General features: G+C 68.9%; 18 protein-coding genes. 6 read left to right on the top strand and 12 right to left on the bottom strand.

The genetic code is table 11. The features are described 5' to 3' along the window. Positions 1–51 precede the first annotated feature (51 nt). Both HRV97_RS13080 and dnaN read left to right on the top strand, forming a co-directional pair. Positions 52–669: an outer membrane protein gene (locus tag HRV97_RS13080; RefSeq protein ID WP_174194705.1), complete on the top strand. Its 618-nt coding sequence runs from the start codon at positions 52–54 to the stop codon at positions 667–669. Positions 670–813: 144 nt separating this feature from the next. Continuing rightward, a complete protein-coding gene (dnaN, locus tag HRV97_RS13075; protein ID WP_174194704.1) occupies positions 814–1,914 on the top strand; it encodes a DNA polymerase III subunit beta in 1,101 nt (366 codons plus the stop codon). A gap of 496 nt (positions 1,915–2,410) precedes the next feature. Here the strand turns inward: dnaN and pheT are convergent, their stop codons facing one another. After that, positions 2,411–4,807 carry a phenylalanine--tRNA ligase subunit beta gene (pheT, locus tag HRV97_RS13070; protein ID WP_174194703.1) on the bottom strand — a complete coding sequence of 799 codons (2,397 nt, stop codon included), beginning with the start codon at positions 4,805–4,807 and terminating at the stop codon, positions 2,411–2,413. Between the two features lie 67 nt (positions 4,808–4,874). After that, the gene (gene pheS / locus HRV97_RS13065; protein ID WP_174194702.1) at positions 4,875–6,020 is read right to left on the bottom strand and encodes a phenylalanine--tRNA ligase subunit alpha; all 1,146 of its coding nucleotides are present in this window, start codon (positions 6,018–6,020) and stop codon (positions 4,875–4,877) included. 116 nt (positions 6,021–6,136) lie between these two features. On the opposite strand from pheS, the gene crtY reads away from it, so the two are divergent. Genes crtY through HRV97_RS13045 form a run of 4 tightly spaced genes read left to right on the top strand, consistent with a single transcriptional unit; the run spans position 6,137 to position 10,394 of the window. Beyond that, positions 6,137–7,294 (top strand): lycopene beta-cyclase CrtY, encoded by a 1,158-nt coding sequence (gene crtY, locus HRV97_RS13060; protein ID WP_174194701.1) that lies wholly within the window; start codon positions 6,137–6,139, stop codon positions 7,292–7,294. After that, on the top strand, positions 7,291–8,796 hold the full coding sequence (locus tag HRV97_RS13055; RefSeq protein WP_174194700.1) for a phytoene desaturase: 1,506 nt from the start codon (positions 7,291–7,293) through the stop codon (positions 8,794–8,796). Before crtY ends, HRV97_RS13055 begins: the two co-directional genes overlap by 4 nt. Positions 8,797–8,850: 54 nt before the next feature. Next, positions 8,851–9,432: an LOG family protein gene (locus tag HRV97_RS13050; protein WP_174194699.1), complete on the top strand. Its 582-nt coding sequence runs from the start codon at positions 8,851–8,853 to the stop codon at positions 9,430–9,432. Continuing rightward, positions 9,429–10,394: a phytoene/squalene synthase family protein gene (locus HRV97_RS13045; protein ID WP_174194698.1), complete on the top strand. Its 966-nt coding sequence runs from the start codon at positions 9,429–9,431 to the stop codon at positions 10,392–10,394. Before HRV97_RS13050 ends, HRV97_RS13045 begins: the two co-directional genes overlap by 4 nt. A gap of 97 nt (positions 10,395–10,491) precedes the next feature. Here the strand turns inward: HRV97_RS13045 and HRV97_RS13040 are convergent, their stop codons facing one another. The 10 genes from HRV97_RS13040 to pyrE all read right to left on the bottom strand — a co-directional run bounded on the left by HRV97_RS13040 (position 10,492) and on the right by pyrE (position 19,385). Continuing rightward, the gene (locus HRV97_RS13040; RefSeq protein WP_174194697.1) at positions 10,492–12,117 is read right to left on the bottom strand and encodes an alkaline phosphatase D family protein; all 1,626 of its coding nucleotides are present in this window, start codon (positions 12,115–12,117) and stop codon (positions 10,492–10,494) included. 90 nt (positions 12,118–12,207) lie between these two features. Next, entirely contained in the window at positions 12,208–13,398 is a 1,191-nt protein-coding gene (locus HRV97_RS13035; RefSeq protein ID WP_174194696.1) for a glycosyltransferase, read from the bottom strand. A gap of 5 nt (positions 13,399–13,403) precedes the next feature. Next, positions 13,404–13,937: a DUF2141 domain-containing protein gene (locus HRV97_RS13030; RefSeq protein ID WP_174194695.1), complete on the bottom strand. Its 534-nt coding sequence runs from the start codon at positions 13,935–13,937 to the stop codon at positions 13,404–13,406. Then, the gene (locus HRV97_RS13025) at positions 13,919–14,815 is read right to left on the bottom strand and encodes a hypothetical protein (RefSeq protein WP_174194694.1); all 897 of its coding nucleotides are present in this window, start codon (positions 14,813–14,815) and stop codon (positions 13,919–13,921) included. The genes HRV97_RS13030 and HRV97_RS13025 overlap by 19 nt, the downstream gene beginning before the upstream one ends. A gap of 153 nt (positions 14,816–14,968) precedes the next feature. Next, positions 14,969–15,610, bottom strand: a complete 642-nt coding sequence (gene maiA / locus HRV97_RS13020) for a maleylacetoacetate isomerase (protein WP_174194693.1) — start codon at positions 15,608–15,610, stop codon at positions 14,969–14,971. Then, complete coding sequence (locus tag HRV97_RS13015; protein WP_174194692.1) at positions 15,607–16,686, bottom strand: AI-2E family transporter; 1,080 nt, start codon at positions 16,684–16,686, stop codon at positions 15,607–15,609. Before HRV97_RS13015 ends, maiA begins: the two co-directional genes overlap by 4 nt. Then, positions 16,683–17,618 (bottom strand): signal peptidase I, encoded by a 936-nt coding sequence (gene lepB, locus HRV97_RS13010; protein WP_425505772.1) that lies wholly within the window; start codon positions 17,616–17,618, stop codon positions 16,683–16,685. The genes HRV97_RS13015 and lepB overlap by 4 nt, the downstream gene beginning before the upstream one ends. A gap of 8 nt (positions 17,619–17,626) precedes the next feature. Further along, positions 17,627–18,031, bottom strand: a complete 405-nt coding sequence (gene acpS / locus HRV97_RS13005) for a holo-ACP synthase (protein WP_174194691.1) — start codon at positions 18,029–18,031, stop codon at positions 17,627–17,629. 24 nt (positions 18,032–18,055) lie between these two features. Continuing rightward, positions 18,056–18,799, bottom strand: coding sequence for a pyridoxine 5'-phosphate synthase (locus HRV97_RS13000; RefSeq protein WP_174194690.1), 744 nt, complete (start codon positions 18,797–18,799; stop codon positions 18,056–18,058). A 1-nt stretch (position 18,800) separates the two neighbouring features. Then, positions 18,801–19,385, bottom strand: coding sequence for an orotate phosphoribosyltransferase (gene pyrE / locus HRV97_RS12995; RefSeq protein ID WP_174194689.1), 585 nt, complete (start codon positions 19,383–19,385; stop codon positions 18,801–18,803). Positions 19,386–19,489 lie beyond the last annotated feature (104 nt).

The raw sequence follows: 19,489 nt of genomic DNA, 5'->3' as shown, positions 1-19,489 counted from the left end.
TATTTCCCGCATCCCACCCCAGTTGAGGGGTGCCACGATACGGAGTTTCCCATGCGTACGCTCGTTCTCGCTACCACTGCCCTCGCCGCCGGCATCGCCGCGCTTCCCGCCGCCGCGCAGACCGGCCCCGCTGCCGCCGCGCCGTTCACCGGGCCGCGTGTCGAGGCGCTCGCCGGTTACGACAACCTCCAGGACGGCGGCGACGGCGATTCGGAAGGGCGCGATGGTTTCCTGTACGGCGGCGCGATCGGTTATGACGTGCAGGCAGGCGGCGTGGTGCTGGGTGCCGAGGCCGAGCTAACCGATTCGACGTCGCGCGCGCGCAGCTACAATGCCTTCGCACCGGGCGACCGTTTCTCGGTCAACGCCGGCCGCGACATCTTCCTCGGTGGCCGCGTGGGCTACGTCATCTCGCCGCTGGCGATGATCTACGCCAAGGGGGGCTACACCAACGCACGGGTGGAATCGCGCTACACCGCGGGCAACACCGAGTTCCGCGACCACACCAACCTCGATGGTTTCCGCGTCGGTGCGGGTCTCGAATACAACATCACCCCGACCGCCTATGTGAAGGGTGAGTATCGTTACTCGCACTACAGCGAGGTCGACGGTTTCGACATCGATCTCGACCGTCATCAGTTGCTCGGTGGCATCGGCATCCGCTTCTGACGCGATTTCGCGCGGGATTAACGCTTTCCACAGGGTAAGCGCACAAGAAAGACGGCCGGGGCGCTTGCTCCGGCCGTTTTCTTTTGGCTAGGAAACATTGGCCATATCGCCCCTGGTAAAGACCTGCGGGCCGGGGGAATTTCGATGAAGGCGACGATCGAACGCGCAACGCTCCTCAAGGGGCTGAGCCACGTGCAATCGGTGGTGGAACGGCGCAACACCATCCCGATCCTGTCCAACGTGCTGATCGAGGCGGTTGAGGGCTCGCTCAGGCTGATGGCGACCGATCTCGACCTGCAAATCAACGAGAGCGTCGCGGCGGCGGTCGACCAGCCCGGTGCGATCACCGTGTCGGCGCACACGTTGTTCGACATCGCGCGCAAGCTGCCCGAGGGCGCGCAGGTGTCGCTGTCGGCGGCGGACGGGCGCATGGCGATCGTCGCGGGGCGCGCGCGGTTCAGCCTGGGCACGCTGCCGCGTGACGACTTCCCGGTCATCGCCGAGGGCGAGCTGCCGACGAGCTTCGAGCTGCCGGCCGAGACGCTGAAGCAGATCATCGACAAGACGCGCTTCGCGATCTCGACCGAAGAAACGCGCTATTACCTGAACGGCATCTTCCTGCATCTGTCCGACGACGTGCTGAAGGCCGCAGCGACCGACGGCCACCGGCTGGCACGCGTGACGGTCGCGAAGCCGGAAGGGTCGGACGGGATGCCCGACGTGATCGTGCCGCGCAAATGCATCGCCGAGCTGCGCAAGCTGCTCGACGAGGTCGACGGCTCGGTCGGCGTGTCGCTGTCGTCGACCAAGATCCGCTTTGATCTAGGCAGCGCGATCCTGACGTCGAAGCTGATCGACGGCACCTTTCCCGATTACAGCCGCGTGATCCCGACCGCGAACGACAAGATCCTGAAGCTCGATCCCAAGAGCTTCATGGAGGGCGTCGACCGTGTCTCGACGATCGCGACCGAAAAGACGCGCGCGGTGAAGATGGGGCTCGATCGCGACCGCATCACCTTGTCGGTGACCAGCCCGGAGAACGGGACTGCGGCGGAGGAAGTACCCGGCGACTATACCTCCGCACCATTCGAGATCGGCTTCAACAGCCGCTACCTGCTCGACATCCTGGGACAGATCGACAGCGATTTGGTCGAGGTGCACCTGGCCGACGCGGCCGCGCCGACGCTGATCCGCGAGAACGACAAGTCGCCCGCGCTCTACGTGCTGATGCCGATGCGGGTCTGACCCGCGCGGAAGGTCACGCGAAGGTCACACCAACGCGGTGCCGTTGCGCCGGTCGCAGGATCGGAAGGTCACGCTAAGGTCACGCTAAGGTCACGCCAACACGTGGCGTTGGGCGCTTGCGTGAACCAATCTGAGGCGCGGGTGATGACACCGTTGACCCGGCGTTTCGCTTCTCTGGCGGCGGGGTGGAGAAGCGGGATCCCGGGTCGAGCCCGGGATGACGAAGTTTGGGGAGCGGTTGGTCTTGCGGCATCTACGTGGTGGATTTCCGCGCTTGGTCGCTCAGGCAGAGGTTCAGGCGAACGAACGGACGATGCGTAGTTGCAGACCGCGCTCTTTATACGTCGCCGCTGATGCCACGCGCGCGGGACGAGGCGGCGGGTGCGTGGAACGAACGATGGTAAAGAGCCGGGCGGGTGCGTCGCGCCCGGCGCGTAGCGTAGCGCCGGGCTGTAGGACAGCGTGGCCGTGACGCACCGCGTTACGGCTGATCGGATCATCCCCTGAGCGTCGCGCCTTGCCTCGCGGCGGCGGCGACGACCTTGTCGCTGATCGCCTTCAACTCCGCGTCGGTGAAGCTCTTTTCGCCGGGCTGGAGCACGATTTCGAGCGCGACCGACTTGGTGCCTGGCTCGACGCCCGTGCCGGTGAACACGTCGAACACGCGCGCAGAGACGATCGCCGCCTTGTCCGCGCCCCGAACCGCGCGGGTCAGCGCGTCGGCGCTGACGCCCTCTGGCACCAAGAAGGCGAAGTCGCGGCGGACCTGCTGGAGCGTGGGCGGCGCGTAGGGCGCGCGCATGAAGCCAGACCCGCCGCGCTTCGCGGGGATCGCGTCGAGGTAGAGCTCAACTGCGGCGACCGGGCCCGACAGGTCGAACGCCTTCAACGTGCGCGGGTGGAGCATGCCGAAGGCGGCGAGCACGGTTTTCGGCCCGAGCCTGAGCGTGCCCGACTGGCCGGGATGCCACGCCTCGCCCGACCAGACACCGTCCGCACCCAGCACCTGCAGATTGTCGACCGGTGCGCCTGCGGCGGCGAGCAGCGCCAGCGCCTCCGCCTTGGCATCGAAGGCGTCGAACGCCGCCGCCTTGCCCGTGCGCCAACCACGCGCGCGCGCGTTGCCGGCGAGCACGAGGCCGAGCGTCGCGCGCTCGTCAGCCGCGCCGTCCTTGCCGCCGGCAAGATAACGGCGGCCGAGCTCGAACAGCCGCACGCTTTCCGCCCCGCGCTTCAGGTTGCGCTCGGCGGCCGAGAGCAGGCCGGGCAGCAGCGACGGGCGCATGACCTTGAGCTCCTCGCTGATCGGGTTGGCGAGCGTCCAGTCGCCGCCGCCGAACGCCGCCGCGGCGGGTTCGGAGACGAAGCTCCACGTCACCGCCTCGTCGAGCCCGCGCGCGGCGGCAGCGCGGCGGACGCGGCGCTCCAGCTTCTGTGCGGGCGTTGCGGTCGGCGTCGCGACGCCGGCGGGGCGGGGCAAGGCGACCGAGGGGACGTTGTCGATCCCCTCGATACGGATCACCTCCTCGACCAGGTCGGCGCTTCCGTCGATGTCGGGGCGCCAGGTCGGCACGGTGACCTGCCAATCGTCGGCAACGGTGAAGCCGAGCGACGTCAGGATTTCGCGCTGGCGATCGGGCGCAACGGCGAGGCCGCCGAGCGTCTCGGCGCGGTCGGGATCGTAGGCGTAGCGGCGCGGCTCTAGCGGCGGCTCGCCGACGCGCGTCACATCGCTCGGCTGCCCGCCGCACAGCTCGACCACCATGCGGGTGGCGATTGCGAGGCCATCATCGAGGAAGGCGGGGTCGACCCCGCGCTCGAACCGGGTGCGCGCGTCGCTGGTCAGTTGCAGCGCTTGTCCCGTGCGCGCGATGGCGTCGGGATCGAAATACGCGCATTCGATCAGCACGTCGGTCGTGTCCGCGGTGACGCCCGAATGCTCGCCGCCCATCACGCCGCCAATGTCGTGGACCGCGGTGTCGTCGGCGATCACCGTCATGCCGGCGCGCAGGGAATAAGTTCGGCCGTTGAGCGCGAGCACCTCCTCGCCGTCGCGCGCGGTGCGGGCGACCAGCGCGCCCGACAGCTTGGCGCGATCGTAGACGTGCAGGGGACGGCCGAGATCGATCATGACGTAGTTGGTCACGTCGACAAGCGCGCTGATCGGCTTCTGCCCGATGGCGGTCAGGCGGTGGCGCAGCCATTCGGGCGACTCGCCGTTCGCGACGCCCGTCACCGATTGCGCGTAAAAGGCGCGGCAACCTGTCGCGTCCTCGATCCGCACGTCGGGGCCTGCGCCCTCACCCGCGACCGCCCCCACGTCGAGCGGCTTCATCGTGCCGAGCCCGGCGGCGGCGAGGTCGCGCGCGATGCCGCGCACGCCCATGCAGTCGGGGCGGTTGGGGGTGACCGACACGTCGATCACCGGATCGTCGAGCTGCGCGTAGGCGGCGAAGTCGGTGCCGACGGCTGCGTCGGCGGGCAGTTCGATGATCCCGTCGTGATCCTCGCCCAACTCCAGCTCGCGGGTCGAGCACATCATGCCGTTCGATTCGACCCCGCGGATCGCGGCGACGCGCAGCACCATGCCGTTCGACGGGACCGTCGCGCCGGGCAGGCCGAACACGCCCACCAGGCCGGCGCGCGCGTTGGGCGCGCCGCAGACGACCTGCAGCGGGCCGTCACCGGCGTCGACCGACAGCACCTGGAGCTTGTCCGCTTGCGGGTGACGCTCGGCGGTCAGCACGCGCGCGACGCGGAAGCCCAACAGCCGCTCGGCGGGGTTCTCGACGCCCTCGACCTCCAGCCCGACGCGGGTCAGCGCGCTCAGGATCGCGCCGAGCGACGCGTCGGTGTCGAGGTGGTCCTTGAGCCAGGAAAGCGTGAACTTCATGGATTTGACTTCCGTGATCCCGCTTGCCCGTAAATGGAGGGGCGGGTCGGTAAAAGGAAAGGCTGGTTCAGGCGGTGCCGACGCCGCCTGACAGCGTGGGTACGTCGAGCGCGGCGAAGCCGTAATGCTTCAACCAGCGCAGGTCGCCCTCGAACACCGGGCGCAGGTCGTCGATGCCGTATTTGAGCATCGCAAGCCGGTCGATCCCGCACCCAAAGGCAAAGCCCTGCCACTCGGCGGGATCGAGCCCGCAGGCGGCGATCACCTTGGGGTGGACCATGCCGCTGCCCAGCACCTCCATCCAGCCGCCGCCAGGGCCGTTCGGGTCGCCGCCGATCACGCGCTTGCCCTTTTCCATCGTGAAGCCGACGTCGACCTCGGCCGAGGGTTCGGTGAAGGGGAAATAGCTCGGGCGCAGGCGGAGCACGACGTCGTCGCGCTCGAAGAAAGCGCGCAGGAACGTCTCCAGCGTCCATTTGAGGTGGCCGAGCGTGATGCCGCGGTCGATTACCAGCCCCTCGATCTGGTGGAACATCGGCGTGTGCGTCGCGTCCCAGTCCGAACGGTAGACGCGACCGGGCGCGATGATGCGCAGGGGGGGCTGCTGCTGCATCATGGTGCGGATCTGCACGGGGGACGTATGCGTGCGCAGGACGAAGGGGGCAGGCCCCGCTTGGCCCGCGCCGTCGGACGACGCGCTGGGCGCGTCGCCGGCCGCTCTCGCCTGTGGCTCGAGGTAGAACGTATCCTGCATTGCGCGCGCGGGATGCGTGTCTGGAATGTTGAGCGCGCCGAAATTGTGCCAGTCGTCCTCGATCTCCGGCCCCGTCGCGACCGCGAAGCCGAGGTCGGCGAGGATCTCGGCCAGCTCGTCCATGACCTGGCTGACGGGGTGGACGCTGCCGGTGGACATCACGTCGACCGGCAAGGTCACGTCGACGCGCTCGGCGGCGAGCTTTGCTTCGAGCGCGACGTTCTCCAGCGTGGCGCGGCGGGCGGCGAGCGCCGACGTGACCGCCTCGCGCAGGCCGTGGATCGCGGGGCCCTTCACCTGCCGCTCCTCCGGCGACAGCGCACCCATCGTCTTCAAGAGCGCGGTGACGCGGCCCTGCTTGCCGAGCGCCTCGACGCGCACCGTCTCCAGCGCCTCCAGCCCGGCACATGCGTCGATCGCGACGAGGTAGTGCGCCTTCAACTCTTCGATATCGGTCATGGGCGCAGCCGTCCGCGAGGATGGCGCGGAAATCAAGCCCCGCGCGCCTCCGTCCGCCCCGACAATCCCACACCGGACCTTCCCGCTCGCCCCCCGATCGGCTAGGCGGATCGGCAATGCGCTCCACCATCCTCTGCGATGTCGCGATCGTCGGCGGCGGGCTTGCCGGATCGCTGATTGCGCTCGCGCTGCACGCGCGGCGGCCCGATCTCGACGTGCGCGTGATCGAGGGCGGCGAGACGTTCGGCGGCCATCACCTGTGGTCGTTCTTCGGCGCCGACGTGGTGAAGGCGCATCGCCCGCTGATCGCGCCGATCGTCGCGCATGCCTGGCCCGATTACGACGTCCGCTTTCCCGCGCACGCGCGGACGCTCGCGCAGGCTTATTATACGGTGCGCTCGGAACGGCTCGACGCGCATCTGCGCGCGACGCTGCCCGCGCTCGCGCTGATGACCGGACGCAAGGTGCTGGCGTGCAGCGCGACCGCGGTGGTGCTGGCGGACGGCGACCGCGTCGAGGCGCGCGGCGTGATCGACGCGCGCGGGCCCGGCGACCTCGCCGCGCTCGAATGCGGCTGGCAGAAATTCGTCGGGCAGGAGCTGAGCGTAACCGCAGGGCACGGCGTCGCGCGGCCGGTGGTGATGGATGCGACGGTCGAGCAACTCGACGGCTATCGCTTCGTCTATCTGCTGCCCTTCTCCGCCGACACGTTGCTGATCGAGGATACCTATTACAGCGACACGCCCGAACTCGATCGGCCCGCGATCCGAACCCGTATCGGCGATTATGCAAGCGCCGCGAGCTGGACGGTCGGCAATCCGCTGCGCGAAGAACATGGCGTGCTGCCGGTGGTGCTCGGCGGCGATTTCGAGGCGTACTGGCGCTCGACCGGCAAGGTCGCGAAGGCGGGTGGGCGCGCAGGGATGTTTCATCCGACCACCGGCTACTCGCTGCCCGACGCCGTGCGGTTCGCGCATCTGATCGCGGACGCGAACGACCTGTCTGGCGCGGCGCTCCACGACCTGACCCACGCGCACGCGCGGCAAGCGTGGCGCGAGCGGAAATTCTACCGCATGCTCGACCTGATGCTGTTCAAGGCGGCCGAGCCCGCGGAGCGTTACCGCGTGCTGGAACGTTTCTACCGCCTTCGTCCCGGATTGGTGTCGCGTTTCTACGCGGGCCGTTCGACGACGCTCGACAAGATGCGCGTGCTCGCCGGCAAGCCGCCGGTCCCGATCGGGCGCGCGCTTCACGCTTTGAAGGATGCATCATGACGCGTGCAGTGGTGATCGGCGCAGGCTTCGGCGGGCTCGCGCTCGCGATCCGGCTTCAGTCCGCCGGGGTCGAGACGACGATCCTCGAATCGCGCGACAAGCCGGGTGGCCGCGCTTATTATTGGGAACGCGCGACCGAGGCCGGGACCTTCACCTTCGACGCCGGCCCGACCGTCATTACCGACCCGGCGTGCCTGGAGGAATTGTGGAACCTGTCGGGCAACCGCATGGCCGACGACGTCGTGCTGGAGGCGGTGCAGCCCTTTTACCGGCTCCACTGGCCCGACAGCACCAGCTTCGATTACACCAACAACGACGAGATCCTGCGCGCCGAAATCGCGAAGCTTAATCCAGCCGACGTCGCGGGCTACGGCCGCTTTCTCGATTATTCGGCGGGCGTATACCGCGAGGGTTACGAGAAGCTCGGCCATGTCGCGTTCCTCGATTTCGCGTCGATGGTGAAGGCTGCGCCCGCGCTCGCCAAATATCAGGCGTGGCGCTCGGTCTATTCGATCGTGTCGAAGTTCGTCGAAAGCGAGAAGCTCAGGCAGGCGCTCAGCTTCCACACCCTGCTCGTCGGCGGCAACCCGATGACGACCAGCGCGATCTACGCGTTGATTCACAAGCTGGAGCGCGACGGCGGCGTGTGGTTCGCGCAAGGAGGCACCAACCGGCTGGTCGCGGGCATGGTCGCGCTGTTCGAGCGGCTGGGCGGGAAATTGCGGCTGAACGACCGGGTTTCGAAAATCGAGACGCTGGGCGACCGCGTGACCGCGGTGCAGACCGCGGGCGGATACCGGCAGGAGGTCGACCAGATCGCCGCCAACGCCGACATCATGCACGTCTATCGCGACCTGCTGCCCGATTCGGGGGCGGCGAGGCGAACTGCGGGCAAGCTGGAACGCAAGCGTTATTCGCCGTCGCTGTTCGTGGTCCATTTCGGCGTGACCGGCACGTGGCCGGGCATCCCGCACCACATGATCCTGTTCGGTCCGCGCTATAAGGGGCTGCTCGACGACATCTACGACCACGGCGTGCTGAGCGAGGATTTCTCGCTCTACCTCCACCATCCGACCGTCACCGACCCGAGTCTGGCGCCCGAGGGACATTCGACCTTCTACGCGCTGGCGCCCGTCCCCCACATGGGCAAGTTCACCGGCGACTGGGAAACCGTGAAGCCGATCCTGGAGAAGCGCATCCTCGACGAGGTCGGGCGGCGGCTGATCCCCGACATCCATTCGCGGATTGTCACCAAGTTCAGCTACGCGCCGACAGATTTCCAGCACGATTTGAACGCGCATCTGGGCAGCGCCTTCAGCCTCGAGCCGGTTCTGACACAGAGCGCCTATTTCCGCGTCCACAACCGCGACGATGCGATTTCGAACCTGTTCTTCACCGGCGCGGGGACGCATCCGGGCGCGGGCATTCCGGGCGTCGTCGGCAGCGCCAAGGCGACCGCGGCGCTGATGCTGGAAGGGTATCGCACGCCCGTCGCGGCGTGACCTGCAAGCGGCGCACGGTTGTCGGCGTGCGTCGCTTCGCCTAGCGGGGCGGGCATGAAGCGTCTCGCCATTTATTGTGGTTCCGCCACCCCCGCCGATCCCTCTTACGTCGATCTCGCCCGCGAAGTCGGCGAGGGACTCGCGCGGCGCGGGATCGGCCTCGTCTACGGCGGTGGGCGGCTGGGGTTGATGGGCGCGGTCGCCGATGGCGCGCTGGCGGCGGGCGGCGAGGTGATCGGCATCATCCCGCAGGCGCTGGTCGACGCCGAGGTCGCGCACCGCGGACTGACCGAGCTCCACGTCGTGACGGGCATGCACGAGCGCAAGCGCGCGTTCACCGATCTGTCGGACGGTTTCGTCACACTGCCCGGCGGCACGGGCACGATGGACGAATTGTGGGAGGCGCTGAGCTGGGCGCAGCTCGGCTATCACGCCGATCCGGTCGGGCTGTTGAACGCCCGCGGCTATTACGACCATCTGATCGCCTTCTGGGAGAAGATGGGCGAAGTCGGTTTCCTGCGCGCGCAGCACCGCGACCTGTTGATCGTCGCCGACACGTTCGACGCGCTGCTCGACCAAATGGCGGATCACCGCCCGACGCAGCCGATCGTGCGCATGGCGGCGGAGGACCTTTGAGCGCACACGCCGGAGCTGCGCCCGCGCTGCCGTCGCGCGACGCGATCGTCGCGGCGGCGGAAGAGTCGATCGCGCGCGGGTCGAAGAGCTTCGGTGCGGCGTCGAAACTGTTCGACCGCGAGACGCGCGAGCGTGCGTGGCTGCTCTATGCCTGGTGCCGACGCTGTGACGACATCGTCGACGGACAGGACCACGGCCACGGGATGCGCCGCGTGGCGGACGCGGAAGCACGCGTCACCGAGGTGCGGCGGCTGACCGACCTGGCACTCGACGGTGAGGTGGTGGGCGATCCGGCGTTCGACGCGCTGCGGATCGTCGCGGCCGAGGTGAAGCTGCCGCGCGCGCTGGCGCACGACCTGATCGACGGGTTCCAGCTCGACGCGGAGGAGTGGCGACCGCGCAGCGAGGATGATCTGTACCGTTACTGCTACCACGTCGCGGGCGCAGTCGGGTGCATGATGGCGCTCGTCATGGGCGTGTCGCCCGACGACGAGGAAACGCTCGACCGCGCGTGCGACCTGGGGCTCGCGTTCCAGCTCGCCAATATCGCGCGCGACGTCGAGGAGGATGACCGCGCCGGGCGCTGCTACCTGCCGGTCGAGTGGCTGGTCGAGATGGACATGCCGCCGGGGCAGCACATGAAGCCGCCGTTCCGCGACCGGCTGGCGGTGCTCGCGCGCCGGCTGGCGACGCGTGCGGAGATGCACGAGGCGAGCGCGCGGGTGGGGACCAAGGCGCTGTCCAGGCGGTCGGCTTGGGCGGTGCTGGCGGCGGCGGGCATCTACGGCGATATCGCGCGCAAGGTGGCGCAGCGCGGGGGTGCGGCGTGGGACCACCGGGTGACGACGAGCAAGTGGGAAAAGCTCGCGTGGATCGCGCGCAGCTGGGTCGCGGCGCGCGGGCGGATGGCGCTTTCCGATACGCCGCGGCCGGCGGAATTGTGGACGCGGCCGCGGGGGTAACAAGTGAACCGTCACCCCGGACTTGATCCGGGGTGACGCTATCTTCCAGCGACGAAGAAGCGGGATCCCGGATCGAGCCCGGGATGACGAGGGCGGCTTACGCCACCATCCGCCGACGCCCGCGCATCACGGTGGCGGTGTGGCCGATGCTGGCGGCGGGGGTGCGCTGGCGGATCGTGTCGACGAACAGCCAGTCGTTGCTGACCCGGTCGGGCGTGATCGTCATCGCCATATAGCCGCGGCGCGACGTGTCGCACCATTTCAGCTCCGGGTTCGCCTCCACCAGCACGCGCGCGACGAGTTTCGGGTCCTGCGTCAGCGCGCTCTCATAGCCGGGCGAGCTGACCGCGTGGCCGGCGAACTCGACGCCGGCCGCGCCGTCCTGCGCCAGGTCGAACGCCCAGGCATTGTGGCTGTCGCCGCACAGCACGACCAGCTCGGCGTCGGCCGCTTGCGCCGCCTGCAAGAAACGCCGGCGTGCCGCCGGGTAGCCGCCCCACGAATCGAGGTTCGACGGCAGCCCGTTCTGCGCCGCCATGATCCCGGCCTTGATATAGCCTTGCGCGCGCGGGCTCGATCCCGCGAGCCAGTCACCCGCCGCCTTGGGCGTCGACAGATTGCCCATGATCGTGCCGAAGCCGACCACTTGCCAGCGCTGCCCCGCCTTGACCGAGCGCCGGAGGTCGTGGAACAGCCAGGACTCCTGTTGCGTCCCCATCATCGTCACCGCGGGATCGCTCCACGCGCCGTCGCGGAACGCGCGCATTGCGGCCGCAGGGTCGGGTGCCTTGAGCAGCTCGGCAATCTCGGTCTGGCGCGTGCGCGCGAACAGCCGCGTTTCGGTGCGCCACAAGGTCGCTAGCTGGCCGATCTCATACGCTCTCCACGGTTCGTCTGAGACGGGCATCCACTCGCGATATGCCTGGACCGAGGCGGCACGGCGCGTGTTCCAGTCGCCTTCGGTGGCGGGATCGTGGTTCTGCGCGCCGCCTTCCCACGAATCGTTCGCGCTCTCGTGATCGTCCCATTGCACGATCCACGGCACGCGCGCGTGGAGTGTTTGCAGGTCGGGGTCGGCGCGGTAGCTGGCGTAGCGCAGGCGGTAGTCGGCGAGGTGAATCGTCTCGCCCATCGGCTGCGGCACGCGGCCGGGCACCGCGACGTTCGCGGGCGGATAGGTGCCGGGCGAATATTCGTAGAAATAATCGCCGAGATGGACCGCCAGATCGAGGTCGTCGCGCGCGGCGGCGTGCGCGTAGGCGTTGAACCAGCCGTAGCCCATGTTCGAGCAGGAGAAGATCGCCGCCTTGAACGAGCGCGCCGCGCCTTGCGGCAGCGTCTTGGTGGTGCCGGTCGGCGAGCGCGTGCCGTCGGGCGCGACGAAGCGGTAATGGTAGCGCGTGCCGGGTTTCAGCCCCCAGACGGTGATCTTCGTGGTCCAGTCGCGCCACGGACCGGTGATCTCCGCGCCTGTCGCTGCGACGCGTGCGAAATCGGGCGTTTCGCTCAATTCCACCACCAGCTTCGCCGAGTCGCCGCGCGGCGCTACGTAGCGCGTCCACAGCAGCATCGTGTCCTGCCCCGGCTCGCCGCTCGCGACCGAGTGGGTGAAACCGGTCGCGCCCAATGTCGGCACGACCTGCGCGAGGCCGGGGATCGACAATGCGCCGAGCCCGAGCGTGCCGGTGGCGATCAGCGCGCGCCTGGTGGTGGTGAGCGTCAAGGTTTCTGTCCCTTCCCCGAGTAGGCGCCACCCTTGCCGGACGTCCGTGATGCTATCGTGACAGCGCCTCGGCGAGCGACGTTTGCCGCGTCAGGCCGATCGTCGCGTCCGTCCGGCGTGCCCCGCGGCGATGCGTTCGGCGTAGAAGGCAACCAGGTCGGCGGCGTGTTGTTCGTCCGAGCGAACGTGCACCGCCGCCACGCGCGCCGCACGGCGCAGCAGCGCGGGATCGCGGCTGAACAGGCGCACGATCGCCGCCGCCGCGTCATGCGCGTCGCCTCGGCGGTAGATTTCGGCAAAGGGCGGACGCGCGATCGCGTGCGCGCCGCCCGCGTCGGGTACAATCAGCGGCAATCCGCTCGCCAGCGCCTCGGACGCGACCAGCCCGAACGTCTCGGTGGCGTTGCCGTGGATCAGCGCGTCGGCGCTCGCCATGAAGGTCGCGAGCTGGCGGCGGTCGTACACCGGACGGTAGAGCCGGATATGCGGGCTGCGCGCGATATGACGTTCCAGCGCCGCCGTGTCGGGTCCCTGCCCCAGCATCATCATACCGACGGGCAATCGCGCGCCGGCGCATTGCACCGCGTCGATCACGGTCGGCCACATCTTTTCCGGGTGGTGACGCCCGATCCCGAGCAGCAGGTGCGCGGTCGGCGGCAGCCCGCATTCGGCGAGCATCGAGGCGCGCAACCCTTCGTCGCGCAGGTCGGGGGAGAAGCGCTGCCGCTCGATGCCGAGCGGGATCGCGGCGTCGACGCGCACCCCGCGCGCGCGGTAGCGGTCGAACAGCACCGGGCCGTTGGCGATCACCGCATCGTAACGCGCGAAGCAGCGGTCGAGATAGCGGTTGTACCAGTCGAACGCGCGCTCGATCCGCGCGGGCGACGCGACGCGGCCGAACCAGCGCTTGGGATAAGCGTCGAGATTGTCGTTGTGGAGGAACCAGGATTTGAGCGCCGGTCCCGACCAGTCGGCGACGATCCCGGCCGAGCGCCACGGCGAGCAATTCTCCACCACGTCGGGCTCGAGCTGATGGAGCAGCGCGTGGACCGGTGCGGCATCGCGGAACAGCCCGTAATTGCGGTCGAACGGGATGCCGGGCGATTTGACAAAGATGACGCGTCCGCCGCTCGCGCGCTCGATCACCTGATCGCGGCGGCCGGGCGCTATCACGACCAGCTCGTGGCCGGTCGCAGCCAGGATCGCCATCTTGGCATCGACGTAGGTCCGGACGCCGCCGCCGGTCGGGGAATACAGTTCGTTGACCTCAACGATCCGCACGCGCGTCAGAACCCGAAGCCGCCGAGTCCGCGCAGATATTGCACGCGGATCGTGGTGGCGGTGACGCCGGGACCGACCTGGATCAGCGCGTCGGCGAGTTTGGGGCGCGAGCGGCCGATGCGGCGGTTGCCGGGAAAGCCCGCGCCGTCGACCCAGAAGTCGAACTTGCGCTTCCCATCGCGGTCGTGGCCGAAGAACAAGGCGTAGCGGCCGGGACGCGGCGCGCGGATGCACAGCCGCGCGGTGCCGGGGCCGGGCGCGGCGACCGTGATGCGGCGGAACACCTTTCCCTCGGCCAGCAGTTTCTTGTCATCCTTGAGGAAATCGGCCTCAGTCGCGGGGTAGAGCTCCAGCTTGATCGCGCCGCGCGCATCCTTCAGCCCGGTAACGGTGGCGAGGATCGCCGGCCCCTGCCCGCCGCCGCACGCCGCCGCGTCACCGCCCAGCACCTGCGCGCCGGCCGGCATCGCGGCGGTTGCGGCGGTCGCGGCGGTGGCGAGGATGATCCCGCTCAGCCAGGTCACTCGGGATTTCGCCATGCCTTGATCCTTTTCCACACTGGACTCGCGCCGAACACGCCCGTCACCACGATATGGGCCAGCAAGGTTGACGCGGCCGTGAACGCCATCAACTCCGACAAGGCGCGGTCGTGGCCGATTGCGAGGATGGCGAAGTTGGCGAACAATGCCTCCTTGTTGGGGAGGAACGGCAGCCGCGACACGAGCAATCGGCCCGCCATCAGGAACAGCCACATCAGCACCGAGACGTCCGGCAGCGCGAAATGCCAGGCGAGTGCCAGCAACAGGCTGCCAACCGCGATGCGGGCGAGCGACCAGCGGTAGATCCACCACAGGTCGTGGCCCGGCAGCGAGAAGACGATCGGCGACAGGAACAGCACCAGCCCCACCACCGCGCCCGTCAGCGCGAGCGACCACAGCATCGCGCTGAGCACCTCCGGGTCAATTAACTGGTGGCCGAGCGGCAGCGCGATCGCGGCGAGCAGGATCGCGGCGGTGTTGCCCGCCATGCCCGACATCAACGTCACGTCCTTTACCGCACCGAACGGAGACGCCACCATGTTCAAGCGCTGCCGCGCCCAGGCGTAGAAATACAGGTCGCCGGTGACGCCGATCAGCAGGTCGTTGGCGACGCGCTTGCGATTGAGTGCGCCGAACGCCGCGGCGGGCACGTGCCACAAGCGGCGAAAGATCAGGAAATCGACCGCGGGCAGCGTGAAATAGGACAGCAGGAACAACAGGTAGAAGCCTGGGCCGCGCGGCAGCGTGCGCGTCAGCCCGGTGAGCCCGTCGTCGAACAATTCGTGCGTCAATCCGGCGAGCATCGCGCCCGTCATCACGGTGGCGAGCACGCGCGGCCAGCGCGGGGCATGGCGGCGGATCGGCTCCAGCGCGCGCATCGGTGCAGGATCGTGGGTCTGGTCCGCGCCCGGACGTGCTCCGTCCCGCGAACCCCCGCTCGTCGCCATCATCGTGTCGCGGATAGGTGCGTGATGTAACGGGTTGATGTCACGATCGCGCAGCCGGTGGTCGCTGGTTGGTAGCTGTAGCGATCAGGCCGGCCGCACGCGATCGGGGTGCGCGGCGGCGACTGCGGCGAGCGCCGCCATCGCGGCGTCGGCGGCGCGCAACCGCGGCATGTCGTCCAGCGCCACGTCGAAGCGGCGCGCGTTGTAGAGCTGCGGCACCAGGCACAGGTCGGCGATGTCGGGCGCCTCGCCGCCTAGGAACGGTCCGGTGGGCGTGTCCGCCGCCATTTCCTCGATCGCGGTGAGCCCCTCGATCACCCAGTGACGGTACCAATCGTCGCGCGCTTGCTGATCGGCGCCGAACTGCTGCTCCAACCGTTTCAACACGCGAAGATTGTCGATTGGGTGGATATCGGCCGCCACCACCAGCGCGCGCGCTAGTTGCCCTGAGCGCAGCAGCGGGTCGGCAGACACCATCGCGGGTTCGCGAAAGGTCGCGTCGAGCCAGTCGATGATGGCGAGGCTCTGCGTCAGCGCGTGGCCGTCGACCACCAGCGTCGGCACCAGCCCCTGCGGATTGATCGCGCGATTGTCGTCGCCGCGCTGCGCGCCCTCCAGCAGGTTCACCGCCACCGAGCTATAGCGCACCTGCTTGAGGTTCAGGCAAATGCGCACGCGGTACGCCGCGGACGAGCGCCAGTAATCGTGCAGCACGATCTCGTTCACGCAGCCTCTCCCGTATCCTCGCCTTCGACCTTCTCCGACCGGCGCTCCATCGCGGTCTTGAGCATCGCGGTCATCGGGTCGGCGAGCGCCAGCCCGATGATGCCGAACAGGGCGCTGGCGAGGATCTGCGTGCCGAGCGTCAGCGCGGGCGGCAGGTCCACCGTCCGCTTCGCCACCATGGGGATCACGAGGTAACCGTCGATCACCTGGATCGCGATGTAGATCAGGATCGCCAGCACGCCCGTGTGCACGCCCGCGGAGAAACCGACCGCGATCGTCATCGCGCCCGACACGAACGCGCCGACGTTGGGGATGAAGGCGAGCAGCCCGGTGACGATGCCCAGGATCAGCGCCATCGGCACGCCCGCGATCCACAAGGCGACGCCCATCACCACGCCTTCGAACGCCATGCCGATCAACCGTCCGGCGAGCAGGCGGCGCAGCGTGCGCGCCATCCGCTGCGTCGTCACCGCGACCTCGGCGCGGCTGTCCTCCGGGATCATCCACTGAAAACCGCGATCGTAGACGCGCGGGTCGATCGCGACGAACAGCCCGATCACCATGATCATGAACATGGTGGTGAGCGCGCCGAAGGCGGTGCCGACCCAGGCGGTGACCTTGCCGACCGAGCCGAGCGCCTGACGCGCGATCCCGTTCAGGTCGGATGCGCCGGGCATCAGCCCTTGCGACGACAGCCAGCCCGACACGCGGACTACCTGTGTCTCCACGGTGGAGCGCAGCTGCATGACCTGCTGCGTGATCTGAACACCGGCGAGATAGAAGGTGCCGACCAGGAAGGCGAGCGTCAGCAAACAGACGATCAGCAGCCGCCACCCGCGTCCGATCGGCAGCACGCGCCCGAGCAACCGCACCCCGCCGTCGAGCAGCGCTGCGAACACGAGCCCGGCGAAGATGACGAGCAGCGGCTGGACCAGCAGCACGACCAGCGCGATCGCGCCGGCGAGGCCGAGCCACACCGCGGCGCGCGTCAGCTCGGCACGGACGGCGGGGTCGCGCACCTCGTGCGGGCTCGCGCCGGACACGATTCTGACACGGTCGTCGTGCTCGCCGCTCACTGCACGCGTTCCGGGTGGAGCGAGCTGCCCGCACGGCCCGAGCGCAGCGACGGCCACCAGGTGAGCGGGTTGAGGGTCGCATTGCCGTCGACCGAGAAGGTGATGAACTCCGCACGGCCGCCCAAATTCTCCACCGGCACCGGCCCGCCTAAGCCACGCTCGAAGCCGCCGAGCGCGAAGCGGCTGTCGGCGGAGCGATCGCGATTGTCGCCCATCAGGAACACGCGGCCGGCGGGGATCCGAACCGGGCCGTAATCGTCGCCGGGCGAGTCGGGCTGGAGATCGACCGTGTCGTAGCGGCGGCCGTTCGGCAGCGTCTCGGTCACGATCGGCAGGTGGCAGACGCTGTGTCCGTCGGGCAGCACACGCTTCGCGCCGGGATATTGCGCGGGATCGCAGGTCGCGTTCGCGTCGACGGGCAGGTCACGGTAGTGCAAGGGCCCGCGCGGCACCGCGACGCCGTTCAACAACACCGTGCCGCCGCGCACCTCCAACGTGTCGCCGGGCAGGCCGATCACGCGCTTGATGTAATCGCTCGACGATCCCGGCGGGGTCACGATCACCACGTCGCCGCGCTCGGGCAGGCTGCCCCATACGCGGCCGCGGATGAAGGGGAGTTGCACCGACCAGCTCTCGACCGGCTGGTGGAACACCACGTCGCGCACGATCGCGACCGGATCGGGGATCGTCGGCGAGACGAACGACCAGCCAAAGGCGAATTTCGACACCACCAGCCGGTCGCCGACCATCAGCCCGGGCAGCATCGATTCGCTCGGGATGTAGAACGGCTTGGCGATGAAGGAATGGAAGCCGAGCACCGCCAGGATCAGCCAGAACAGTCCCTTGGCCTCCCCCCACCAATCGAACCCGCCGCGGTCGCGCGGCACCTCCGCCGGGGGAGCGTCGCGGGTAAGCGTCAGGTCGTCGGCCACGTGTGGGTTCATCCGATGGGAAGCGCCTCGATGATCACGAAAGCCTGCGCCCACGGATGATCGTCGGTCAATGTCAGGTGAATATGCGGCGCATAGCCCGGCGGGATCAGCGCGTCGAGCCGCGCCTTGGCCCCGCCGGTCAGCGCCAGCGTCGGCGCACCCGAGGGGGCGTTGACGACGCCGATGTCGCGCATGAACACGCCGGCCTTGAAACCCGTCCCGACCGCCTTGGAGAATGCTTCTTTCGCCGCGAAGCGCTTGGCGAGCGTGCCGGCGCGGGTGAACGGGCGGCGCGCGGCCTTGGCGCGCTCGAGGTCGGTGAACACGCGCTGCTCGAACCGCTCACCGAAGCGGTCGAGCGACGCCTGGATCCGCTCGATGTTGCACAGGTCTGAGCCGAGGCCGACGATCATGACGCAAGCCTCACGATCGGACGCTCATCGCGCAGCCGCCATCTCGACCTTCATCCGCCGCACGCTCTCGTACAGCCCGACGAAGATCGCCTCGCCGATGAGAAAATGCCCAATGTTGAGTTCCACCACCTGCGGGATGGCGGCGATCGGCTGAACGTTGTCGAAGGTCAGCCCGTGGCCGGCGTGGACCTCGATGCCGTTCTTGGCGGCGAGTGCCGCGGCATCGGTCAGGCGGCGGAGTTCGTCGCTGCGCGCCTCGCCCTCGCTCTCGGCGTAGCGGCCGGTGTGCAGCTCGACCACCGGCGCACCGAGCGACACCGCGGCGGCGACCTGCTCGGCAGACGGTTCGATGAACAGCGACACGCGAACCTTTGCCTCACGGAGTGCGCCCACCATCGGCGCGAGCACGTCGTGCTGACCCGCGGCGTCGAGCCCGCCCTCGGTGGTGCGCTCCTCGCGCTTCTCGGGCACGATGCAGGCGGCGCGCGGGCGATGACGCAGCGCGATGCCGAGCATCTCCTCGGTCGCCGCCATTTCGAGGTTGAGCGGAATCGGGCGGGGCAGCGCGGCGAGTTCCTCGACCAGCCGCGCGATGTCGGCATCGGTGATGTGGCGGCGATCCTCGCGCAGATGCGCGGTGATGCCGTCCGCGCCGGCGGAGGCGGCGAGCAAGGCGGCGCGCACCGGATCGGGCACAGCACCACCGCGCGCGTTGCGCACGGTCGCGACATGATCGATGTTGACGCCCAGGCGCAGCGGCTGGGCCATGTCAGGCCGCCGCCCGGCTGCCGGGCTTCATCGCCGGGATCGCCGCGAGTTCGGGCGGCAGCGCGTCGGCCGCGTAGCTGGGCACGTCGAGCCGGAGCAGCGGAAAGAACGGCACGCCGATGTCGGCCGAACCGTTCGAGCGGTCGACCAGCGCCGCGCCCGCGATCACGCGCCCGCCCGCCGCCTCGATCGCCGCGATCGCCTCGCGGCTCGACAATCCGGTGGTGACGACGTCCTCCATCATCAGCACCTCTTGTCCCGATCCTAGGCGGAAGCCGCGGCGCAGCTCGAAGGTGCCGGTCGGGCGCTCCACGAACATCGCCTCGACGCCCAGCGCGCGCGCCATCTCGTAGCCGACGATCACCCCGCCCATCGCCGGCGCGACCACCGCCGAGATGCGTGTCCGCAGTTCGGCCGGGATCGTCGCCGCCAGCGCCTCGCACAATCGCGCGGCGCGGCGCGGGTCCATCAGGACGCGCGCGCATTGCAGGTAGCGCGGGCTGCGCAAACCCGACGAGAGGATGAAATGCCCTTCGAGCAGCGCGTCGGCGGCGCGGAACTCGGCCAGCACCTCGTTCTCGGTCATCGCGCGCACTCCAAGCTGTTGCCCCGGCCAAGCTGTTGCCCCGGCGCAGATACGAGCGCGGGCCCGCCGACGCAACGCGCGGTTCGCGCGAAAATTCGCGCAAC

Origin of the sequence: Sphingomonas hominis (genome assembly GCF_013328205.1) — a bacterium.
Lineage (GTDB): Bacteria > Pseudomonadota > Alphaproteobacteria > Sphingomonadales > Sphingomonadaceae > Sphingomonas > Sphingomonas hominis.
Note: the sequence above shows the minus strand (reverse complement) of the source record. Positions and strands in the feature narration are given on the sequence as shown.